Raw genomic sequence first — 19,829 nt, 5'->3', positions numbered from 1 at the left:
TTAAGACACACCACTTCAATCCAATGGAATTTTAAAAGAAACCTTTGTGCCCTGATTCGGTTGGCTCCAAATCTTGAGGCCCTCGCCATACAATTGCTTCAAGCGTCTGTCTGTATTAAGCAATCCAATCCCTCTTTTTTCCGAAGCTTGGAAGTGAAGCAGTGGGGTTAACTTATCTTCCTTCATACCCACACCATTATCCTCAACTAAAATTTCAATACAATGATCCCGCCGTTCCACCCGAAGTTGAACAGTTCCGCCTTTAGATAGACTGAGAACCCCGTGTCTTACCGCATTTTCGACAAGAGGCTGAATGCTTAGCGGTGGTAACATGACATGGATATCGGGCTGTACATCCCATATGAAATTCAATCTGTTCTCAAAACGTTGTTTCTCTATGTACAGATATGAATGAACGAGCTCAAGCTCATGCCTAATCGGGACTAATTGTTGAGAATTCCAGAAATCGAAGCTAATTCTCAAGTAAGAACTAAACGCATCAATCAGATCATTCATCTTAGGCAGGTCAAATTCACTTAACGCAGTGATGGAATTCAATGTATTAAATAAGAAATGAGGTTTTATTTGGGCTTGCAGGTAGGCGGCCTCCAATCGCATACGTTGGCCTACCGAACGTTTTAAATCGGTTAAAGCCTTAACCCTTGGCTTCAATTCAAACGCATTAATCGGTTTTGTTATATAATCATTCGCTCCTGACAAAAATCCGGAGTTAATATCTTCCGGCTGGCTGCGTGCGGTCAGAAGCAGAATCGGAAGTTCTGAGACGGTATACCGTTCACGAATAAGCTGGGTTAATTCATAACCTGACATTTGGGGCATCATGACGTCCGCAATAATCAAATCCCACTGAGCTGAATCTAGTTTGAGAATAGCGTCCTTGCCGTTCGTTACTTTTACAACATCATATTGATCTGACGACAGGATGTCTCCAAGAATCTTTAAGTTCACTGTATCATCATCAACTGCCAGTATTTTGGGTCTGTCTGATGCTGGAATTGGTTTTAGAGGCGGCAGATCGGATTTACTGTCGTTGTCACTGGCTGCTACATACGGAGCTGAAGTCTCTATCATCGCAATAGAATCCATCTCTTCACGATCAGACAGCCGGAGTGTGAAGGTGAATACAGAGCCCTGACCGGGTGTAGATCTTACGGTCAATGTGCCACCATGCAGTTTGACCATCTGCTGGCAGATACTAAGTCCCAGCCCTATTCCGCCAATGGTTGTTGAAGTGCCTGTATCTCCTTGCTCATACGCCTGAAAAGCCCTGTTCTTTAATTCTTCATCCATTCCGACTCCTGAGTCTGAAACATGAATAAATGCCTGCCCATTACGTAATTCAGCGTTAATGGATATCGTTCCTTCGTACGTAAATTTAATCGCGTTATGAACAAGATTGTATAGAATCTGAACGAGTCTTTTCTCATCAGCAATGACACGAGGGAAGGAATCAGGTATGTCCATGGACAAGGTGATCATCTTGCCCTCGGTCATAAATTTGAGCATATCAACAACGCCAGAAGCAGCCGATTGTACTCGAATGCTATCGAGTTCCAGATGAATTCGGCCCTCTTTAAGCTGTGATAAATCGAGCAAGTCATTAAGCGTGTGCGACATGCGTTGACCAACCGTTAGGAGCAATTCTAAATTTTGAGCGTTTTGTTTGTTCAAAGATTCTTTCTCTTCATCTAATACATGTTGAGCAATATTAATCATTCCATGAAGAGGTGTTCGCAATTCATGAGAGGTATTCGCCAAGAAGTCATCCTTTAGCTTGTCAGTCATCTGGAGTTTTTTCGCAAGTTGTTTGGTTTGATTGGCAGTCTGAATAAAACGTTTAAACCAGAATGAAGCTAATGTAATTAAAGTAATAATCAAATCAAAAGGATAATACATCATATCAATAAAACCGAGATTCTTAACAATGCCCCAAAAAACATTGGTGGTGAGTGCGGAAGCAACTAGTACTAATAACAACGCGTCTTTACTGGTTCTTAAAGCTATTCTCACAGCGAGTACTGGCATAACAAGATAGGTTGGAAAATATAAGAGATAAAAAAACGGTACCGAAAACAGTATATATTTCGCTGGTGCCAGCAAAATGAACATCATATACATCATATACATCAGGTTCAATATGGTGAGCCAACTAAAAGATCTGACAGCTGTGTATTCGTGCATTGCAAATCTAACACAATTAAGCAAAAATAGGGCGGTACCCATATACGAGAGTAAAAATATTTTTACATTCCATTCGTAGTTCAAAGGTAGCCAGGAAAGCAGCAATTGACTGTCGTCGATAAGTATAGAAAAAACACCAAATATCAGGGAGAGAGACAGAAAGATCAACGATTTCTGGCGGTATCCAATAATAAATAAAATACCTGCATAAATGGCGTGTAACAGAAAAACAATGACCATCATGATTTGCAGACTTATCGTAAAGGATTGTTCACTGCCTACTGTTGCTCCAGTTCCGAATCGGATCGGATTAAGCACACCGCCTTCAAGGATATTATCAAAGTTAGCCACATGGATAACAAGTTCGATCTCACTCTGATCTGAAGAGAAAGTTACAGTAGATGGAGCATTCTTGGCTGTGTACTGTTCTCTTGTCGAAGCTGGATGACCTGAATTTGTTAATGAATGGCTGTTTACAAACAGTTCGAATGAGGTTTGAATATTAGACAGATAGAGACTATAGGTTTGGTGCTTGTCTGGATTAACCAAAATACGCAAACGATATGATCCATAACCTTCGGCGGTTTTATGATCCGTTGAGAGCTTGGCTTTCCAGTTTCCTGGAACCTGGATAAGATCTGTATCTTGAGTGGATATGTTGTGGTGTGTCTCCTCATGAAGGAGAAATCTATTCGGGTAGAATTCCCACTCGCCATCCAATGAGATAGGACGATTCGACGAAATATCCCAGTCTCGTAAATCCAGCTTACCCTGAACCGCTTTCGGATGATCCGGCGTGTTATAGAAAGAGAGCCAACCAATACGCAATAATGTGAGAGAAACCAGAAACAATGCCAAGGTGATAAATACTTTTCTTTTCGTCATCATGTTACATATTTTCGACAACCATTGGTTATATCCTTCATGGTTTAAATAGAAGAAGCTAATCAAGGTTTTGGCTGCACAGAATAATCCATATTTTGAATTACTTCTGAAAAAACTCTTTATTTCAATGTTATCGGTAGTTGACACCAAATGTGATGAATGTCATAATAAAATCCTGAAAGCGCTTAATTGAATACTTTCATTGGGTGGAGATGACGAGAATACCCATGTGCTATGTTTATTCGCTATGCGAGTATTAAACATTGGACATGCTGTATCTCGATGTCTCCATTTTTTGTTGTCTAAAAAATGCTTTTTCAATTATGAAAGGGGAATTTATTAATGATTAAGAAAAAATGGCTTAGCACGGCAATGGTTGCTTTATTTACGGCTGCATCCCTTGTCGGCTGCTCTAAAAGCGGTGGATCTGAGGAGATGCCTAAAGGCGATCCAAACGATACCACTCCGGTTACGATTCAGTATTGGCATTCCCATGCTGAAGCTCAAATGGGCGGCGTGAATTACATGATTTCGGAATTCCAAAAGAAATATCCACACATAACAGTAGAGCCGGTCTTCCAGGGCGGTTACACAGACCTTCAAAAGAAACTCAGTGCGGCTGTAGCAGCTAATGATGTTCCTGCAGTTACTAACGTGGAAGTTTCGGTTGTACCAAACTTTGCCGATGGCGGATTATTTGAAGAACTGACGCCTTATATCAAACGCGATAAAGTGGATATGGAAGACTTCTCTAAAGGTATGCTTCAAGCTTACGCTTATAAAGATAAGCAGTATGGATTTCCGTTGATCGTTAGCACAAGCGTAATGATTTATAACAAAACGATGTTTGACAAACTTGGCGTACAGCCTCCGCAAAAGTGGGACGAAATTGAGGAATTTAACAAAAAGGTTACGGTTAAAGAAGGCGGTAAAACGAGTCGTTACGCATTCTCCGTTCCCGGTTGGGATACGTGGTACTACGATCCATGGGTTTCCAACGGTGGCGGATCGATCCTGAATGATGACGGAACGAAAACTTCATTGGATATGCCAGAAAGTCAGCGTTGGGCAGAAAATTTCAAAAAATGGTTCGATGACGGTTCATTAACGGTCGGCTTTGGTAAAGGTGCTTCCGACACGATGCGTCAGATGTTTTTAGAAGAAAAGATCGGCATGGTGCAGCACTCCTCGGCAATTATTAAAACCTATGTTGAAAATGCTAAGTTTGAAGTCGGTGTATCTTTTATCCCTGGTGATAAAGAGCGTAAATCTCATATCGGCGGCGCAGGTATCGTCATGATGAAAGGCGCGAAGGATGACCAGAAAGAAGCAGCTTGGAAATTCATTCAGTTCATGACCTCTGCCGAGAACAATATCAGATGGGCAGACGAAACAGGTTACCTGCCAACGCACAAATCCGTGATCGATACGGATGAAGGCAAAAAATATTTTGAGAAATGGCCTCAATATAAAGCTGTATTTGATAACTTCGATAACGTGGGACCTCGTCCTCAGCACCCGGCTTATCCGGAAATGAGCAATGTGTACAAAGACATTGTCGGCGAAATGGCTCTGAATGGAAAAGACCCAGTTCCATTGATCAAAGAGAACATTCAGAAAATGAACGACATTCTGTCTGATTATTAATCATAACGGAAGTGAGGAACTAGAATGAATCAGGCACCCACAGTCGTCTCAGTACCTAAAACGCCTAAGAATAAAGGTCTGCGCCGCAGAATGGAAAGTCTGAAGGATTTTGCATTCGCAGCCCCAGCCTTACTGGTTCTTGGTATATTTATCTACTATCCGCTTCTTTTTTCTTTCTATATTAGTTTTACGAATTGGAATATGACCAAGCCGGTGAAGAAATTCATCGGCTTGGACAACTACGATAAGCTGTTAAGCGACGATTTATTCTACAAGGTGCTACGTATTACGTTCACTTATACGATTCTTGATGTTTTACTTACGCTCGCTCTGGGACTTGGACTTGCTCTTCTGTTGAATGTATCTAACAGAGTCTACAATTTTATGCGTTCAGGCATCTTTATGCCGTATTATATTTCGATGGTTATCGCATCCATGATCTTTTTGTGGATTTTCAACAACCAGTATGGCTTATTGAACAAAATCACCGGCGTATTCGGCTTGGAGCCTATAAACTGGCTTCAGGATCCGGATACGGCGCTCTGGACGCTGCTAGCTGTATCCATCTGGAAGGGTGTCGGCTTTACGATGCTCATCTTCATGGCAGGTCTGCGCAGTATTCCACTTGAATATTACGAGGCTTCCAGCCTTGACGGAGCGAACAAGTTCTGGCAGTTCCTACATATTACGCTTCCACTACTGTCGCCAACGACTTTGTTTCTTGTCATTACCAATTTTATCTCTTCGATGCAGGTATTCCAATCCGTTGATATTATGACGAACGGCGGCCCGCTTGACTCAACGAAAGCGATTGTGTACTGGATTTACGAAATGGCATTTGTAAACTTCAGGACAGGCCGTGCTTCCGCACTAGTTATTATCTTCTTCTTTATTATCATCATTCTGACTGCAGTACAGATGCTGGTATCCAAGAAGAAAGTTCATTATGAAGGGTAGGTTCGTTTGATGTCAAAACCGGTTTGGAAAACCATTAGACTCATAGCTGCGATCCTAGTAACCCTCATCATGGTTTTTCCGGTGTACTGGATGTTCATTACATCGTTGAAAACGTCGAACGAGCTGCGGCTTGCAATCCCAACGTTTTGGCCGGATAAATTTATGTGGGGTAACTATATCGAGGCATTTAATGCTGCACCCTTTGGGCGTTATGCCATCAACACTGTCGTTCAGACTGTCGGCATTCTCTTTCTTCAGATTAACCTCGGTATCATGGCGGCTTATGCTTTTGCCAAGGGGAACTTTCCGGGTAGAGACAAGCTTTTTCTCCTGGTCCTTGCTGCACTGATCGTGCCGGATCAGGTTACATTCGTACCCGTGTATGTAATGATGTCGGGTGTGGGATGGATCGACTCGTTCTACGCTTTGATCGTTCCGCATGCGGTGTCAGCCTATACCATTTTCCTGCTGCGCCAAACATTTAAATCTATTAACAATGATGTCATTGAAGCCGGCAAAGTCGATGGTGCGAACCGTTTTCAGGTGTTGTACCGTATTCTGACTCCTATGGCTCTTCCTACAATCGCAACGATGGGTATTCTAAGCTTTATCAGCAGCTGGAACTCGTACTTCTGGCCGCTCATTATGACCAACTCGAATGACATGCGTGTACTTACCGTAGGTATAGCCATGATGAGGGACTCTGTTGCAGGGGATGAAGCACTTAATTTCCATCTGATTATGGCGGCGAGTGTTATGATCATTCTGCCGATTGTTCTTATCTTCATCTTTGCCCAAAAACATATCATTACCGCTATGTCTAACTCGACATTTAAGTAATGATAGACCACCGAAAGAATGATAACAATGCAATAGATTGTTGTAAGTGAACTTTGTTTCGATGGAGCCCTCATTAAGGAGTGTATTGTCATGTCTCACACCAAACAGCCTCTTATTATTTCACATCGCGGTGCTTCCGGAGAAGCGCCAGAGAATACTATGGCCGCTTTCAAGCTGGGATTGGACAAGGGCTGCGATGCTTTCGAGCTTGACGTTCATTTGTCCAAAGACGGCCAACTTGTTGTCATTCACGATGGGACAATTGACCGTACAACGGATGGAAGTGGGGCTATTAACGAGTTAACGGTAGATGAGTTGAAAGCATTTGACGCGGGCTCATGGTTTAATAAGGAGTATACTGGAGAGCGGATCCCTCTTCTTGAAGAGGTGTTCGATCACACCCCTGCTCATATCTTGATCAATATTGAGGTCAAAGGCTCTTACAACCAACAGCTGGAGCCTGCCCTCATCGAATTGCTAAAAAAGAAAAATCGAATGGATACCGTTGTCATCTCATCATTTGATTGGAAAAGCTTGCGCTATCTTAAAGAACTTGAGCCGCAAATAAAGGTAGGCCTCCTTTATAACCTGTGTTTGGATCACCATGATAAACTGCCGGAAGCCGCCGGAACGAACGTATACTCACTTCATCCCAATGGCGAAAAGTTGGATTCACATGATATCCATCGCATACAGGCGGCCAATCTGCGTGTTTATATATGGACCATCAATAACGAACATCAAATGCGATTTGCATTAGAAGCGGGCGTGGATGGCATTATTACCGATTACCCGGGCCAACTGAAAGCTCTGATGGCAGAAATTAATGCGTGAGGGTCAATGACTCCGCGGATAACACATACAAATAACCCTTGATGGACCTGTTCATCAAGGGTTATTTGTGTGCATTGCTCTATGGACACAAAAGAGCCGAACACCCCGTCACGCCCTTTCGGTCACGCCGGCCTTGGTTCTGCTCTTTCAATATCATTGTAAAGTATGAAAAGCATACCAGAGCAAGCTCTTTCTTACATATGATTCATTCCGTCACCAAAGATGATTCCCGATACAAAACATGCTACTATTCAGCATAGGAACAATATCTCAGATAGGGGAGCATGGAACATGGCGAACATTAAAGAAATAGCCAAGCTTGCGGGGGTGTCGGTGTCCACGGTATCCCGTGTACTGAACGATCATCCCTATGTGAGTGAGGATAAAAGAGCCAGAGTAATTGAAACCATGAAGCAGTTAAAATACGCCCGCAATATGAATGCCGTTCATCTTATTACAGGTAAAACAAAAAACGTTGCAATCATGCTGCCTTTTATAAACCATGCCTATTTTTCTCTGTTAATGGAAGGAATAGGTGGGGAAGCTCTTGCCAATCATTACCGGCTGGTTCTATGTCAGACCGGATACGAACCGGATAAGGAACGTGAAGTGCTGGAAATGCTGCGAAACAGGGAGATTGACGGTATTATCGTCCTGTCCACAGCGACACCGGTAGAAAGGATTGAAGAATACTGTAGTTATGGGCCGATTGTCTGTTGTCAGGAAGCGGGGAAGAGGGCTTTTTCATCCGTTTATATAGATCATTCATGTGCGTTCCGCTCAGCCATGGAGTGTCTCATTGCCAAAGGTCACCGTCATATTGGCTTCACGGTAGGCCGAATGGATAGCCCAAGTACGAGAGCCCGTATCGATGTATACCGAAAAATATTGGCTGAGCTGGGTGAACCACTGCGGGAAGAGTGGATACTGGACGGATGCCTGGGTATGGAAGAGGGGGCAGCCATCATGCAGCGGCTATGGGATATGCCCGAAAGACCGAGCGCGATGCTTGTTACAGGTGATCATGTCGCAGCAGGATTAGTATGGGAAGCAGGAAGACGCGGTGTTTCTATTCCGGAGGAATTGGCAGTTATCGGTTTTGATAACCAGCCGATCGGCAAAATGCTCGGGCTGACAACCATCGATAACCGGCTGTACGAAATGGGGGCAGAGGCGTTCCGGATTCTGTATAGCCACATACAAGAGCCCAATCAGGAGTCTGTTCAAAGGGAGCTTGACTTTGAGCTGATCGAGCGATCATCGGTTTGAAGTCATGTGAAAGAACTCTAACGAATGGATTACAAACTTCGACAAGTGTGATATTCTTAATATGCAAGTTCATTGTTTCACAACTCACGTCTGCAATGACTATTGCAGGCGTTATCTTTAGTATGAAAGAAAGGAGCAGGCTTAGTGAGCTTATGGACACAATTTAAAAAAGCTTCACGGATGCAGGTCATTCCGGTTATGTTGATCCCGGTAGCTCTTGGCGCGATCGGTGCAAATGTATGGACTGGCGAATTTCATCCGTGGCTTTTCATATTAACATTGATCGGAGCAGGGACGGCCCATTTATTTTCCAATATGGTCAATGATCTGTGGGATTATAAAAATGGAACCGATGACGAAGCGAAAAATAACGTCGACGCCATATCCACTAACTCTGGTTTTTTGACTCAGGAAAAATGGTCAATGCGTAAATTTGAGACCGTCACCTGGATGCTATTTGCGATTGCTACGCTGTGCGGCGTTGTTCTCAGCCTGTTCAGCGGTTGGTGGGCTTTCATATTTGGCGCACTGGGTGGATTGATCGCTTTTTTCTATGTGGCCCCGCCGATCCGATTCGGATACCGCGGTAAGGGGTACAGCGAAGTGGCAATACTGCTCTCCTTCGGTATTCTGCCGGTCATGGGTGCATACTATGTGCAGACTTCTCACATGGACGTTCGCGCATTGATGCTTTCACTGCCTATCGGTCTTTTGACCACATTAATTTTGTTTAACCATCACTTTTTGCACTGGCAGGCGGACCGTTTGGCTGGGAAAAAGACACTTGTTGTCGTGTGGGGGGAGAAAAGAGCGCTTCGCTTCTCGCGGGTGCTGCTGTTGTTAGCTTGCTTGTCTCTCATTGCTTGTGTGGCTACAGGGGCGTTGCCGCCTTACGCACTTCTGGCAGTAATAACGGTTATTCCGCTCTACATGGTGTATGGACGTTTGCAGGACAGCAATCGTTCCGAGGCTTATCTGCCGCTTATGGGGGCTTCCATGAAATCAACTTTGCGCTGCGGCGGAGTTCTAATTTTATCCCTTATCATACAGGGCTTAATTCAAACTTTGTAAGAAAGAAGGTACTAGAATGGAACAGGAACGTATTTTTGGTGATTTTCATACCATTTTATCGGAGGGCGAAGTTTGGAAAATAGGAGGATTCCCATTGCCAGACGGCACGTTCTGGGAATACCGTGAACCGAATGCTGTTGTCATCGTTCGTAATGGGATTCTGTATGTACGCGCTCCGCTGAGTCGTCAGAACAACCAGGTGCAAATCCTTGATAATGCCAAACATATGTATTACTCCGTTGAAGATGTGAAGGTGCCGGAAGCGGGTGAAGTCAGCTTTGAGCTTCAAATCCGCGCACGGTCACAGGGAACAGTACCTGGTGACTTGTACGACGGCTATGTGTCTTTGAACCTGCTTGATTTTTCAACCGGTGCGGCACTGGATTTCTTCGCTTCCAATGACAAGTACGCAAGTGTTTATGCCGTGCTTCCATTCCCGGGCGTAGAGGTTCCCCAGTCGGACAAGACCCGTTATTTCTGCATCTTCAAGGAAGACACGAACTTTAAGCCGCGTGAATTCAACACCTACAAAATTACGTACAACCGTGGTAATGACGAAGCGATTTTCTATGTAAATGGAGAAGAGATTCGTCGTGAGAAGAACATTCCGATCAAATTCAATAAGTTCACGATTGCTCTTGGCATCATGACCGAGAAAGATTTGACACCGGAAGGCAGCGTATCGGTTCACGGCCAGACCGTAATTGCGGAGTATTCACCAGTGACTGTCACGATTAAGGAATAGAGATCCTGTATTCAATATATAAATCCGCCTTTTAGACGTTTAAGCTACGTCACGAAAAGCGGGTTTTTTTATATTACACTACACGTTTAAACTCCATTTACGCATCAACAATTCAAGTGGACCACCCAATCCAAGCAGTACATGACCGATATAATGCGTAAATGACAGCTGTCCGGTATGGATTAATGTTTGAGTCAGATACAGGCCTTCTAGTCTTTCAACGAGATAAAAACTAAAGCAAAAAAAGCCGCCCACATGGGCGGCTTCATGAATAGTAGATGAATTATTTAGTCTTCAAATCCTCAATCGAATTAATGTTCATATAAGTTGGAACTACCAATCCGGTTTTAACACCTTCCATGTTCGCTCCCAGATCCTCTACCTGATCTTTGAACTTATTCCAGTAATCTGCATGAGTTAGTGGAAGCCAAGCAGATACCGTAGCATCTACATCACCTTTGGCAACACCTGTCCACATCGGACCAGCTTCAACTTGAAGAGCAGTGACTTTATAGCCAAGCTTATTCTCAAGAATGTGCATCACCAAGTGGGTACTTGCGATTTCGGAATCCCAAGCTACATAGCCAAGCTTCATTTCTTTGTTGCTAACTGGCTTGATGTCCTTTGTCCACTCGTCCACACGGTCAGGGTGGCTGTCAGCCCATTCTTTAGCCGCAGCTACAGGCGTTTTACCATCCTGGATTGCGATCATGATCTCACCCATTTCATCAGAGGTCCATTTGAAATTTTGCAGGAATTGATACGCCTCAGGGTGATCCTCTTTCAGGCCCTTTCTAGCTATTGTGTGAATTTCCTCGGCCTCACCGAATGTTTTTTTCGGGTCTTCCAAATATTTAAGATCATACTTGGAGAACATCCAGTGTGGAGTCCAGCCAGTAATAATAATAGGCTCTTCTTTTTTTATTGCTTTGGCCAAGGTGGCGGTCATGGCCGCACCGGAACCTTCAATCAATTTCCAATCCGTCAAGCCGTAATCCTCTATGGCTTTAGCAGCAGCTTTCATAATGCCGGCACCCGGATCGATACCGATGATCTCATGATTAACTTGTTCGCCGACCGTTTTTGCTGCAGCTTCTCCATTCTTACCGTCTCCGCCGGTGTTACCGCAGGCAGACAAGACAAGTACAGCCGCCAAACTAAGCGTTGCGAATAGTTTTGTTTTCTTCATGTTATGCACCCCTTTTTTTCGATTTAAATATGTTTTGTGTAAAGCGGTCGAGTACAATCGCCAGGATGACGACAGCAAGACCAGCTTCAAACCCTTTACCAATCTGCAGTTGGGTTACTGCACGATACACCTCGGCTCCAATGCCCTGTGCTCCAATCATGGAAGCTATGACGACCATGGAGAGGGAAAGCATGATTGTCTGGTTTATACCAGCCATCAATGTAGGCATAGCGAGTGGAAGCTGTACTTTAAGCAGTTTTTGAGCAGAGGTAGAACCGAATGCGTCCGCAGCTTCCGTCAGTTCACCGGATACCTGTTTGATGCCGAGTTGAGTCAGGCGAATCGTCGGCGGAATAGCGAAAATAACCGATGCGATAACGCCCGGAACCACACCCAGACTAAAGAAAGTGACGGCAGGAAGCAGGTAAACGAACGCGGGCATCGTCTGCATGAAGTCCAGCAGTGGAATAATAATCCGCGAAGCTGTTTTGCTGTATGCACACCATATACCGATCGGTACACCGAGCAAGACAGAAATGAGCGCCGAGGTTAGAACGAGGCTCAATGTGTCCATCGTTTGTGCCCAGTAGCCCAGGTTATCGATAATGAGGAATCCGATAACTGTGAACAGGGTCAGTGATAAACGCCCCGCGAGGAAAGCGAGTATACCCAGAATAACGATGAAAATTAGCGGATGGGGCAGCATGAACAGATCGCTGAACGCATTTACGATACCTTCGATAACGGTTGCGACTGCATCAAAGAAGCCTGACAAATAGTCCTCCATCCAGCTAACCAAAGATTCAATCCATTCGGCGAGTGGGATTTTAGGCATCTGTCTTCACCTCCTCGCCTTTGCTTTCTCCAGCGAGCGCACCCAAAACTGCTCCACGAACGATTACACCGAGCAACTTATTAGCATCATCAACGACGGCGAGCGGAACCTTCGATAAACTTGTAATTTCAAACAACTCATTAAGAAGTGTATCAGGACCTACACGAGGGCCATCCTTAATGATAATATCTTCTAATTTTTGGTTATTTCGAAGAGCGTTAATGGCATCCTCCGCCGTTATGACACCAAGCAGTCGCTTGGTACGGTCAATAACAAAAAGATTGGAGATGCCGCGTTCGCGCATAAGCTCCAGCGCAACCCGTGGTCCCCGGTCTGTTGTAATGGCCTCGGGACGACGCATGACATGTGCGGCGGTTAATACCTTGGACAAGTCCACATCCTCTACAAAACGTTCAACGTAGTCATTGGCAGGCTGTGTTAAAATTTCCTCCGGTGTGCCGATCTGCACAATTGAGCCGTCTTTCATCAGTGCGATGCGGTCCCCGATACGGAGTGCTTCATCCAGATCGTGAGTAATAAACACGATCGTTTTTTTCATTTTGTCCTGCAGCTCAATCAATTCGTCCTGCATATCACGGCGAATCAGCGGATCAAGTGCGCTGAAGGCTTCATCCATGAGCAGGATTTCGGGATCGTTTGCGAGCGCACGGGCCAGACCGACACGTTGCTGCATACCGCCGCTCAGCTGGTCCGGCATTTTGTTTTCCCAGCCTTTTAGACCGACAAGCTCCAGAGCCTGTATTGCAGCTTCCCGGCGTTTTTTCTTATCGGCGTTTTGGATTTCCAGACCGTATTCGGCATTCTCGACAACCGTGCGGTGCGGAAATAGTGCGAACTTTTGGAACACCATGCTGATTGTTTTACGGCGCACATTACGAAGCTGCTCCTTATTCATTTTTCTTAAATCCTGACCATGAATCAGAATTTCTCCCGACGTCGGCTCAATCAACCGATTTAGCAAACGTACAAGCGTGGACTTGCCGCTGCCGGATAACCCCATGATGACAAAGATTTCGCCTTGGCGAATGTCAAAGGTGGCACGGTTGACGCCAACCGTAGTATTTTTTTCTTTGGCGATACGTTCTTTGCTCCATCCCTGTTGAAGAAGCTCAATTCCTTGCTCAGCATGAGGACCGAACAATTTGCTTACGTTGTTGACTTGCATAATGCTCAAAGATATTCCTCCTTTTATAGTAGAAGTAAAGATAAATTCGCCGAGCGCACAGTGGTTATGATGTTTAAACCCATGTGTAACATTGTAACAATATTATACGTATTGTATCAAACGTTATATCCGTACGTATAGAACGTACAGTAAAAACTGTACAAAGTTATTCTGCTGTATGCTCCCAGATGCTCCATAATACTTCGGAGTGAGGTTCTTTACTTTTAAAATAGCTTTCCCTACAATAGACGAGAGAATGTGTGAAGGATTAACCTAGGCGGTTTTTTCCTGGAGCAGCATGATATTAATTTTCGCTTGTATTGAGTAAACTTGGCACAAAGCGGGGATGGTTACAGAAAGAGGAGGCTGCAAGCATGGGCTTGTACCATTTAGATGAAGAACGGCAGGCCGCCGTGCATAAAATCCGTAAACGTGTTATTGAGAATATCGGACGTAATATGGATTTATATGGAATTTCGATATCGACGGGACATTTATACGGTCTGTTATTTTTTGCGGACAAGCCGATGAACCTCGATGAGATGGGACAGGAAATGAAGATGAGCAAGACCAGCATGAGTACAGGTGTACGGACTTTGCTTGATTACAAGATGGTTAATAAGGTATGGGAAAAGGGTTCTCGAAAAGATCTGTATGAGGTCGAATATGACTGGTATCAGACGTTTGCTGATTTTTTTGATATTAAGTGGAGAAAATCGGTGGAGAGCAATATTTTGATTTTTCGAAGAGCACTGGATGAAACCAGTAAGCTGCTGAAACAGCATGAAGATGATGAAATCATAACCGCCGTGCTGCTGGAAGACCAGGCCAAGATGAAAGAAGCCGTCACATACTACAAATGGCTTGACAGGTTAATTGATACGTTTGTTAGCGGGGAAATTTTCAATCTGGTACCTAAAGAGCCATCAATGGATGAATAAACATATTGTAAATGAGATTGTAACTTCTTATACTAACATTAAAGGCAATGCTTACCTTAAGAGGTACAACCTGTTATAGCGGGTTGTGCCTTTTTTGTTGTCTTGAATAGTATAAGGGAGGTTCTCGAAATGGGTAAATCTATGGATCGGCTGATCGTTGTAACTGAGTTTGAGTCATCATGGCTGGATAATAAAAGGAAACTGTATATTTATCTTCCTCCAAGTTATCGACATAACAAGGATCGGAGATATCCTGTTCTGTATATGCATGATGGACAGCATGTATTTCAGGCGGATGCGGCAGGAGCTTCTTGGGAAATGCATCAAACGGCCGATCGCCTTGCTCTAGAAGGTAAGATAGAGGAGATTATTGTTGTCGGCATTGCAATCGCTCCGCATCAAAGGCTTAATGAATATTTCCACGATGGTCCGGGGATTCGCCAAGTTTTTGATCCACCCTTTTCAGGTGAACTTTATGAACAATGTGTAATTCAAGAGATCATACCGTATATAAATGAAAACTTCAGGACATTAACCGGCCCAGAACATACAGCAATGATGGGGTCTTCTGCCGGGGGAATTGTTACGTATAACATTGGATTTCGTAATCCGCAAATATTCGGGAAAATAGCCGTGTTGTCACCTTACTTTGTACATACGGTTTTTGAGGAAGGGACTCTAAAAGAGCAGCCATTTTATCAACGATATGACTCACATCCAAATCTTAAAGTATGGATGGACATGGGGGATGCCGAAGGATTATTTATGCCCAAATATGCGTCAGAAGAAGCCGTGGCTCTGATTCGGGACGGGTTTGTTCCGGACGATGATCTGATGCTGCTGATACATCATGGTGCAGGTCATAGTCAAAAAGATTGGGCTGCAAGAGTTCATGCTCCTCTTCTTTATTTTTTTGGCACACTTGGACAAACGGAGACGGCTGTCATTTATGGGGATGAGGTGATCGGGATTCAGGGCCCGGACGCTATTCTTTACCCGGTCGTTCATTACGACAGCGGTTTTATGCACACCCCTATGACAGGGGAGTATACGGTGAAACATCCCGAGCTGCTTGACGTTTTGCCGGACGGAACGTTGAAGGCTAAAGCACCCGGGGTAACGACGATTATTTTTGAGTATAACGGGGTAAAGGCTCATAAAAAAATAACCATTGTGGAGAAGGTACAAGAGTACGTAAAAGTGTCCATACGTGTGGATGTGCCGGATGATACGCCTTCATACCGGAGTATTTATGCCGGGATAGAACTGCTAAGAGCAGGTGAATATACGTATGAAGGCAGTGCGCAGATCCCCCGGGGACTTACGTTTACTTTCAAAATCGCAAGAGGCTTCGGTCAGCATGAAAAAAATAAAGATGGCAGTCCCATGAGAAGCAGATCTTTTACGGCTCTTAAGAACTTGGATCTTTATTATTGCGTGCAGGCGTGGGAAGACTGACTGCTGATTTGTTCCTCTGGCATGTTAGGCATATACTTAAGTGTGTAACATAATTCAACACGGAGAAATTTGGAGGAGCATATGAACATCAGACCAGCAGTAAAAGAAGATGCAGTTGCGGCAGCTCGGCTGCTTTATGATGCACTGCACGATGTTGCCCATCAGCTGACTGGGCAGGAAAGCGAAGAAGACGCAGTTACGATTCTGGAGCAGTTTTTGAAAGATGAGGAAGGGCGTCTTAGTTATCATCAGTCATTGGTAAGCGAGGTTGAAGGCAAGACAGCCGGAATTATTGTCACTTATGCCGGTGATGAAGCAGAAAGGTTGGACCGTCCGATTGTGGAACGGCTGCGGAAACTGAAGAATGATCCATCTATTTCGCTAGATAAAGAAGCGGATGAAGATGAATTCTATATTGATACTCTATCCGTTTCCCCTCAGTTTAAAGGGCAGGGCATAGGTTCAGCTCTGATGCATGCGGCAGAGGAACGGGCAAAGGAACGTGGTTACAATAAAATTGCATTAGCCGTAGTAACGGACAATAAAAGAGCGTATTCATTATATCTTAGAAGCGGGTATGAGGTTGATAAAGAAATCATCATTAATCATCATGTCTATTACCATATGGTTAAACACCTTTAAGAGGTTGCCAACTGGGACACTAGCGCATGCTTATTAAACAGCAAGAAGCCGGTCTGATTTTTTTCAGGCCGGTTTCTTTTTTGCTTTCCTGCTATTCGGATGACAAACTTTGATAAAACCCAGTTCTCCATGTTGGGTGAAGTGGTTTCCAACCGTATTCGATTCGGGCTTTGGCATTCGATGCTCCGCGCTCACCACGGTTGCTGCCCTCGTTGTGAATGGGCTTAGGTGCACCTAATGCCTCCGCGTATACAGGAAGCCATTCGGTTCCGGCTGCGGGTTCATCATCCACAATGTTAATCGGGCCTGATGGCCAATCCAGAGCGAGCAAGGCTGCATTAGCCGCATCTTCCACATGAAGGAAGGAAGTGATCCCTTCGGATGCCTGCATTTGTTTAGTGATTACTTTTTCAGCTATAACTCCTTTATGGTCGTACCAAGTGTCACGACCATAGAGCATACCGTACCTGAGAATGACATGATTAGATATCTCAGCAACTGCACGTTCCAGCGATATTATTCCATCAACCGTTGTTTTCCGCGGGTACGGAGCGTTCAAATCTAAAGGAATCTCTTCTGAAGCGTAACCCTCACCAGGTTCATAAGCCCACGAAATACTTTGTGCGATAAAACGAGAAACATTTGCCGCTTTACCAGCATCAACCAGATTTCGTGTTCCAATTTCTCTTATTCTGGCATTGTCTGATACATTCCAATTATTCAAAGAAGTCAATTGATGTATGATCACCTCGGGCTGTACACTTGCTACGGTTGAAATGATTGAATCCCGATCTAACGCATCCGCAATAACAGCTTGTGCCCCCAAGCTTTGAATCATGTCAATGCGATCTTTGTTATGTGTCATTCCAATAACCTCATGACCTGCTTGTACCAATGTAGGTAGCAGCAGACGTCCAATAACTCCGGTTGCCCCAGCCACAAATATTTTCATCTTAGTTTCATCTTCTTTCTTCAACATATATCAGAACATACAATCTAGCTGTTATCCTAACATGATCAATAGGGGTTATTAAGAGCCATTTAAATAAAGTTTTACTGTGCCAATTTAATACTGTCTATTTGCAAAAGGGAAAACATGGATTATGATTGATCGTACAGTCGATCTAAAAAAAATAGAATGAATAAATATTATAGGATGAACTAATAAAACAGATCGGTAATTGATGATGAAGGAGATGATGGGGATGAATCGGAAGCAAAGCAGCTCTATTCCGATATCGGTTGAACAGTCTAAACTGTTGGGTAGTGCACAGCGGGTGAAAATTATTGGCGCTATTGCGGACGAGGCCAAAACAGCAAAACAGGTGGCCGATGAGCTTGGACAGTCTCCAGGCAGTACGCATTACCATATCCAGAAGCTGCATGATGGAGGCTTGATTGATCTGGTGGAGACGAGAACAATGGGCGGAATCGTGGAGAAATACTATATATCTAAAGCGAAATGGTTCGATTCCGACGGTGAACAGTTTCCCGATCCCATCTTGGCGGATGATTTTGTATCTTCAAGCTCCACGAAGATTAACCTTAGGCTAGCTCTGACACCAGACCAGAGAGAAGAACTGACAGCGGAATTTAAATCACTGATGGAAAAATGGGTGGCCCTTACCTCGGCATCAAAGGAGGAAGGAGAAGAATTTGCAATCGGCTTTAAGCTGATATCTGCAGAGAAGAAATCCGGTTCTTAATCGAATATAGATTCGGATGGGGGATTCGATGATGGAGATTTTCAGAAACAGAAATTTCTCGATAATGTTTGCAGGCCGCATTCTGACTAATATCGGAGACAGTCTGTATGCAGTGGCAGCGATGTGGCTGGTGTATGATTTGGGCGGCTCCACATGGTATACCGGATTAGCAGGATTCTTGTCTATTATCCCCAGGATTATTCAGCTCCTGTCAGGACCGCTGATTGACCGTATTCCGGTAAGAAGTATTCTCGTATTCACTCAACTCTTCCAAGGCTTGGTTCTGCTCCTTGTTCCTATTGCCTACTATTTTGAATTTCTTACTGTTGGACTGGTGCTTACGATTACACCCATTTTATCGACATGTAATATGTGGGTGTATCCGGCACAGATGACGGCGCTCCCGAAAATACTGGATCAGAAATCGTTAACGCAGGGCAATTCTCTGTTCTCTATTGCTTATCAAGGGATTGATGTTGCATGCAATGCCATATCCGGCGTGTTAATTGTTGTTCTAGGGGCAGTATCATTATATTTGTGGAATGCCTTAGGTTTCTTCATCGGAGCATTGTTGTTTGCACAAATACGCATCCCACCCATTGCTTCTCAACCCGAGATTGAAGATAATGCGGAGGCTTCTTCTGATTCAACTCGGGCAGAGCGGAGCTTTATGAAACGATATTTATCCGATATGAAAGAAGGAATCAGACTTCTCATAGCTACACCGCTATCAAGGCTGCTGTTCGGCGTTATTATGGTCAATGCAGCAGGGGGAGCGACATTTACTGTCTTGCCTGCATTTAGCGACCGTCTTGGTGGTGCCGGTATTTACGGTGTGCTGTTAATGGCGCAGGCACTCGGTAGTTTGGCCGGTGCGATTGCTGCTCCGTACTTGAAGCTGGAACGTATCACCTTGGGGAATTTGTATTCGGGAGCGTTTATGATTTGCGGTTTGGCCTGGAGCCTATGCATATTTATTCCTTGGCCTTGGCTTACGGTTATCGTTTACGGTTTGGCTTGGGTTCCTGGAGGAGTGACGAATGTGATGATTAACACCGTCATTCAAAGAGGAATACCACCCCAAAATTTAGGTTCTGTATTCGCAGCTGCTTCGGGAATGAGTGGAATTGCTATGCCTGTAGGCAGTCTGATCGGCGGAACGCTCGGCATATGGATAGGCGGAAGCGGCGTAATCGTGTGCTGCGGGATTGCGATTCTTATGGTCAGTCTGTACTGGAGGTTTGACCCTGTCACCCGGCGTCTTCCGGCTTCGGAGCAGATACACGGATCATTGTTTAGTTATTTCAATGGCGATGCCAGCCCGCCCAAGCCTGGGACGGTCCATGAAGTCAGCTAAAATTAAGCCATATCAATAGCAGATTCACAAAATAACTTCTTTTACAAAGCGGCCCTGCATCGTTG

The 19,829-nt window shown here is 44.4% G+C and carries 17 protein-coding genes; 12 read left to right on the top strand and 5 right to left on the bottom strand.

Going from position 1 to position 19,829, the window contains the following annotated elements; translation table 11 throughout:
- Positions 1 to 15: 15 nt before the first annotated feature.
- Complete coding sequence (locus MNQ98_RS24405; RefSeq protein WP_241930552.1) at positions 16 to 3,090, bottom strand: hybrid sensor histidine kinase/response regulator; 3,075 nt, start codon at positions 3,088 to 3,090, stop codon at positions 16 to 18.
- A 339-nt stretch (positions 3,091 to 3,429) separates the two neighbouring features.
- On the opposite strand from MNQ98_RS24405, the gene MNQ98_RS24400 reads away from it, so the two are divergent.
- The 7 genes from MNQ98_RS24400 (at position 3,430) to MNQ98_RS24370 (ending at position 10,450) form a co-directional block, all read left to right on the top strand.
- Positions 3,430 to 4,734 (top strand): ABC transporter substrate-binding protein, encoded by a 1,305-nt coding sequence (locus MNQ98_RS24400; protein WP_241930551.1) that lies wholly within the window; start codon positions 3,430 to 3,432, stop codon positions 4,732 to 4,734.
- A gap of 24 nt (positions 4,735 to 4,758) precedes the next feature.
- Positions 4,759 to 5,691 (top strand): carbohydrate ABC transporter permease, encoded by a 933-nt coding sequence (locus MNQ98_RS24395; RefSeq protein ID WP_481856673.1) that lies wholly within the window; start codon positions 4,759 to 4,761, stop codon positions 5,689 to 5,691.
- A 9-nt stretch (positions 5,692 to 5,700) separates the two neighbouring features.
- Positions 5,701 to 6,531 (top strand): carbohydrate ABC transporter permease, encoded by an 831-nt coding sequence (locus MNQ98_RS24390; RefSeq protein ID WP_208917997.1) that lies wholly within the window; start codon positions 5,701 to 5,703, stop codon positions 6,529 to 6,531.
- Between the two features lie 90 nt (positions 6,532 to 6,621).
- Complete coding sequence (locus tag MNQ98_RS24385) at positions 6,622 to 7,365, top strand: glycerophosphodiester phosphodiesterase (protein WP_241930550.1); 744 nt, start codon at positions 6,622 to 6,624, stop codon at positions 7,363 to 7,365.
- A 291-nt stretch (positions 7,366 to 7,656) separates the two neighbouring features.
- On the top strand, positions 7,657 to 8,634 hold the full coding sequence (locus MNQ98_RS24380; protein ID WP_241930549.1) for a LacI family DNA-binding transcriptional regulator: 978 nt from the start codon (positions 7,657 to 7,659) through the stop codon (positions 8,632 to 8,634).
- A 144-nt stretch (positions 8,635 to 8,778) separates the two neighbouring features.
- Complete coding sequence (locus MNQ98_RS24375; RefSeq protein ID WP_241930548.1) at positions 8,779 to 9,705, top strand: prenyltransferase; 927 nt, start codon at positions 8,779 to 8,781, stop codon at positions 9,703 to 9,705.
- A 16-nt stretch (positions 9,706 to 9,721) separates the two neighbouring features.
- The gene (locus tag MNQ98_RS24370) at positions 9,722 to 10,450 is read left to right on the top strand and encodes a DUF6081 family protein (protein WP_241930547.1); all 729 of its coding nucleotides are present in this window, start codon (positions 9,722 to 9,724) and stop codon (positions 10,448 to 10,450) included.
- 283 nt (positions 10,451 to 10,733) lie between these two features.
- On the opposite strand, the gene MNQ98_RS24365 is transcribed toward MNQ98_RS24370, so the two are convergent.
- From MNQ98_RS24365 to MNQ98_RS24355, 3 genes are read right to left on the bottom strand one after another with little or no spacing between them, the layout of a single operon-like run.
- Positions 10,734 to 11,639 carry a glycine betaine ABC transporter substrate-binding protein gene (locus MNQ98_RS24365; protein WP_241930546.1) on the bottom strand — a complete coding sequence of 302 codons (906 nt, stop codon included), beginning with the start codon at positions 11,637 to 11,639 and terminating at the stop codon, positions 10,734 to 10,736.
- Position 11,640: 1 nt separating this feature from the next.
- The gene (locus tag MNQ98_RS24360) at positions 11,641 to 12,474 is read right to left on the bottom strand and encodes an ABC transporter permease (RefSeq protein ID WP_241930545.1); all 834 of its coding nucleotides are present in this window, start codon (positions 12,472 to 12,474) and stop codon (positions 11,641 to 11,643) included.
- Positions 12,467 to 13,660 carry a quaternary amine ABC transporter ATP-binding protein gene (locus tag MNQ98_RS24355; RefSeq protein WP_241934031.1) on the bottom strand — a complete coding sequence of 398 codons (1,194 nt, stop codon included), beginning with the start codon at positions 13,658 to 13,660 and terminating at the stop codon, positions 12,467 to 12,469. Before MNQ98_RS24355 ends, MNQ98_RS24360 begins: the two co-directional genes overlap by 8 nt.
- A gap of 374 nt (positions 13,661 to 14,034) precedes the next feature.
- On the opposite strand from MNQ98_RS24355, the gene MNQ98_RS24350 reads away from it, so the two are divergent.
- The 3 genes from MNQ98_RS24350 (at position 14,035) to MNQ98_RS24340 (ending at position 16,701) form a co-directional block, all read left to right on the top strand.
- The gene (locus MNQ98_RS24350; protein WP_241930544.1) at positions 14,035 to 14,601 is read left to right on the top strand and encodes a GbsR/MarR family transcriptional regulator; all 567 of its coding nucleotides are present in this window, start codon (positions 14,035 to 14,037) and stop codon (positions 14,599 to 14,601) included.
- Positions 14,602 to 14,730: 129 nt separating this feature from the next.
- Positions 14,731 to 16,059 (top strand): alpha/beta hydrolase, encoded by a 1,329-nt coding sequence (locus tag MNQ98_RS24345; RefSeq protein ID WP_241930543.1) that lies wholly within the window; start codon positions 14,731 to 14,733, stop codon positions 16,057 to 16,059.
- A gap of 81 nt (positions 16,060 to 16,140) precedes the next feature.
- Positions 16,141 to 16,701, top strand: a complete 561-nt coding sequence (locus MNQ98_RS24340) for a GNAT family N-acetyltransferase (RefSeq protein WP_208918006.1) — start codon at positions 16,141 to 16,143, stop codon at positions 16,699 to 16,701.
- A 91-nt stretch (positions 16,702 to 16,792) separates the two neighbouring features.
- Here the strand turns inward: MNQ98_RS24340 and MNQ98_RS24335 are convergent, their stop codons facing one another.
- Positions 16,793 to 17,653, bottom strand: coding sequence for an NAD-dependent epimerase/dehydratase family protein (locus tag MNQ98_RS24335; RefSeq protein ID WP_241930542.1), 861 nt, complete (start codon positions 17,651 to 17,653; stop codon positions 16,793 to 16,795).
- Between the two features lie 253 nt (positions 17,654 to 17,906).
- Here MNQ98_RS24335 and MNQ98_RS24330 point away from each other — a divergent pair, with 253 nt between their 5' ends.
- Positions 17,907 to 18,407, top strand: a complete 501-nt coding sequence (locus tag MNQ98_RS24330; protein ID WP_241930541.1) for an ArsR/SmtB family transcription factor — start codon at positions 17,907 to 17,909, stop codon at positions 18,405 to 18,407.
- Positions 18,408 to 18,438: 31 nt separating this feature from the next.
- Positions 18,439 to 19,764 (top strand): MFS transporter, encoded by a 1,326-nt coding sequence (locus MNQ98_RS24325; RefSeq protein WP_241934030.1) that lies wholly within the window; start codon positions 18,439 to 18,441, stop codon positions 19,762 to 19,764.
- The last annotated feature ends 65 nt before the right edge of the window (positions 19,765 to 19,829 follow it).

It is taken from the genome of Paenibacillus sp. N3/727 (assembly GCF_022637315.1).
GTDB lineage: Bacteria > Bacillota > Bacilli > Paenibacillales > Paenibacillaceae > Paenibacillus_AQ > Paenibacillus_AQ uliginis.
This window is presented reverse-complemented; position numbering and strand designations above follow the sequence as displayed.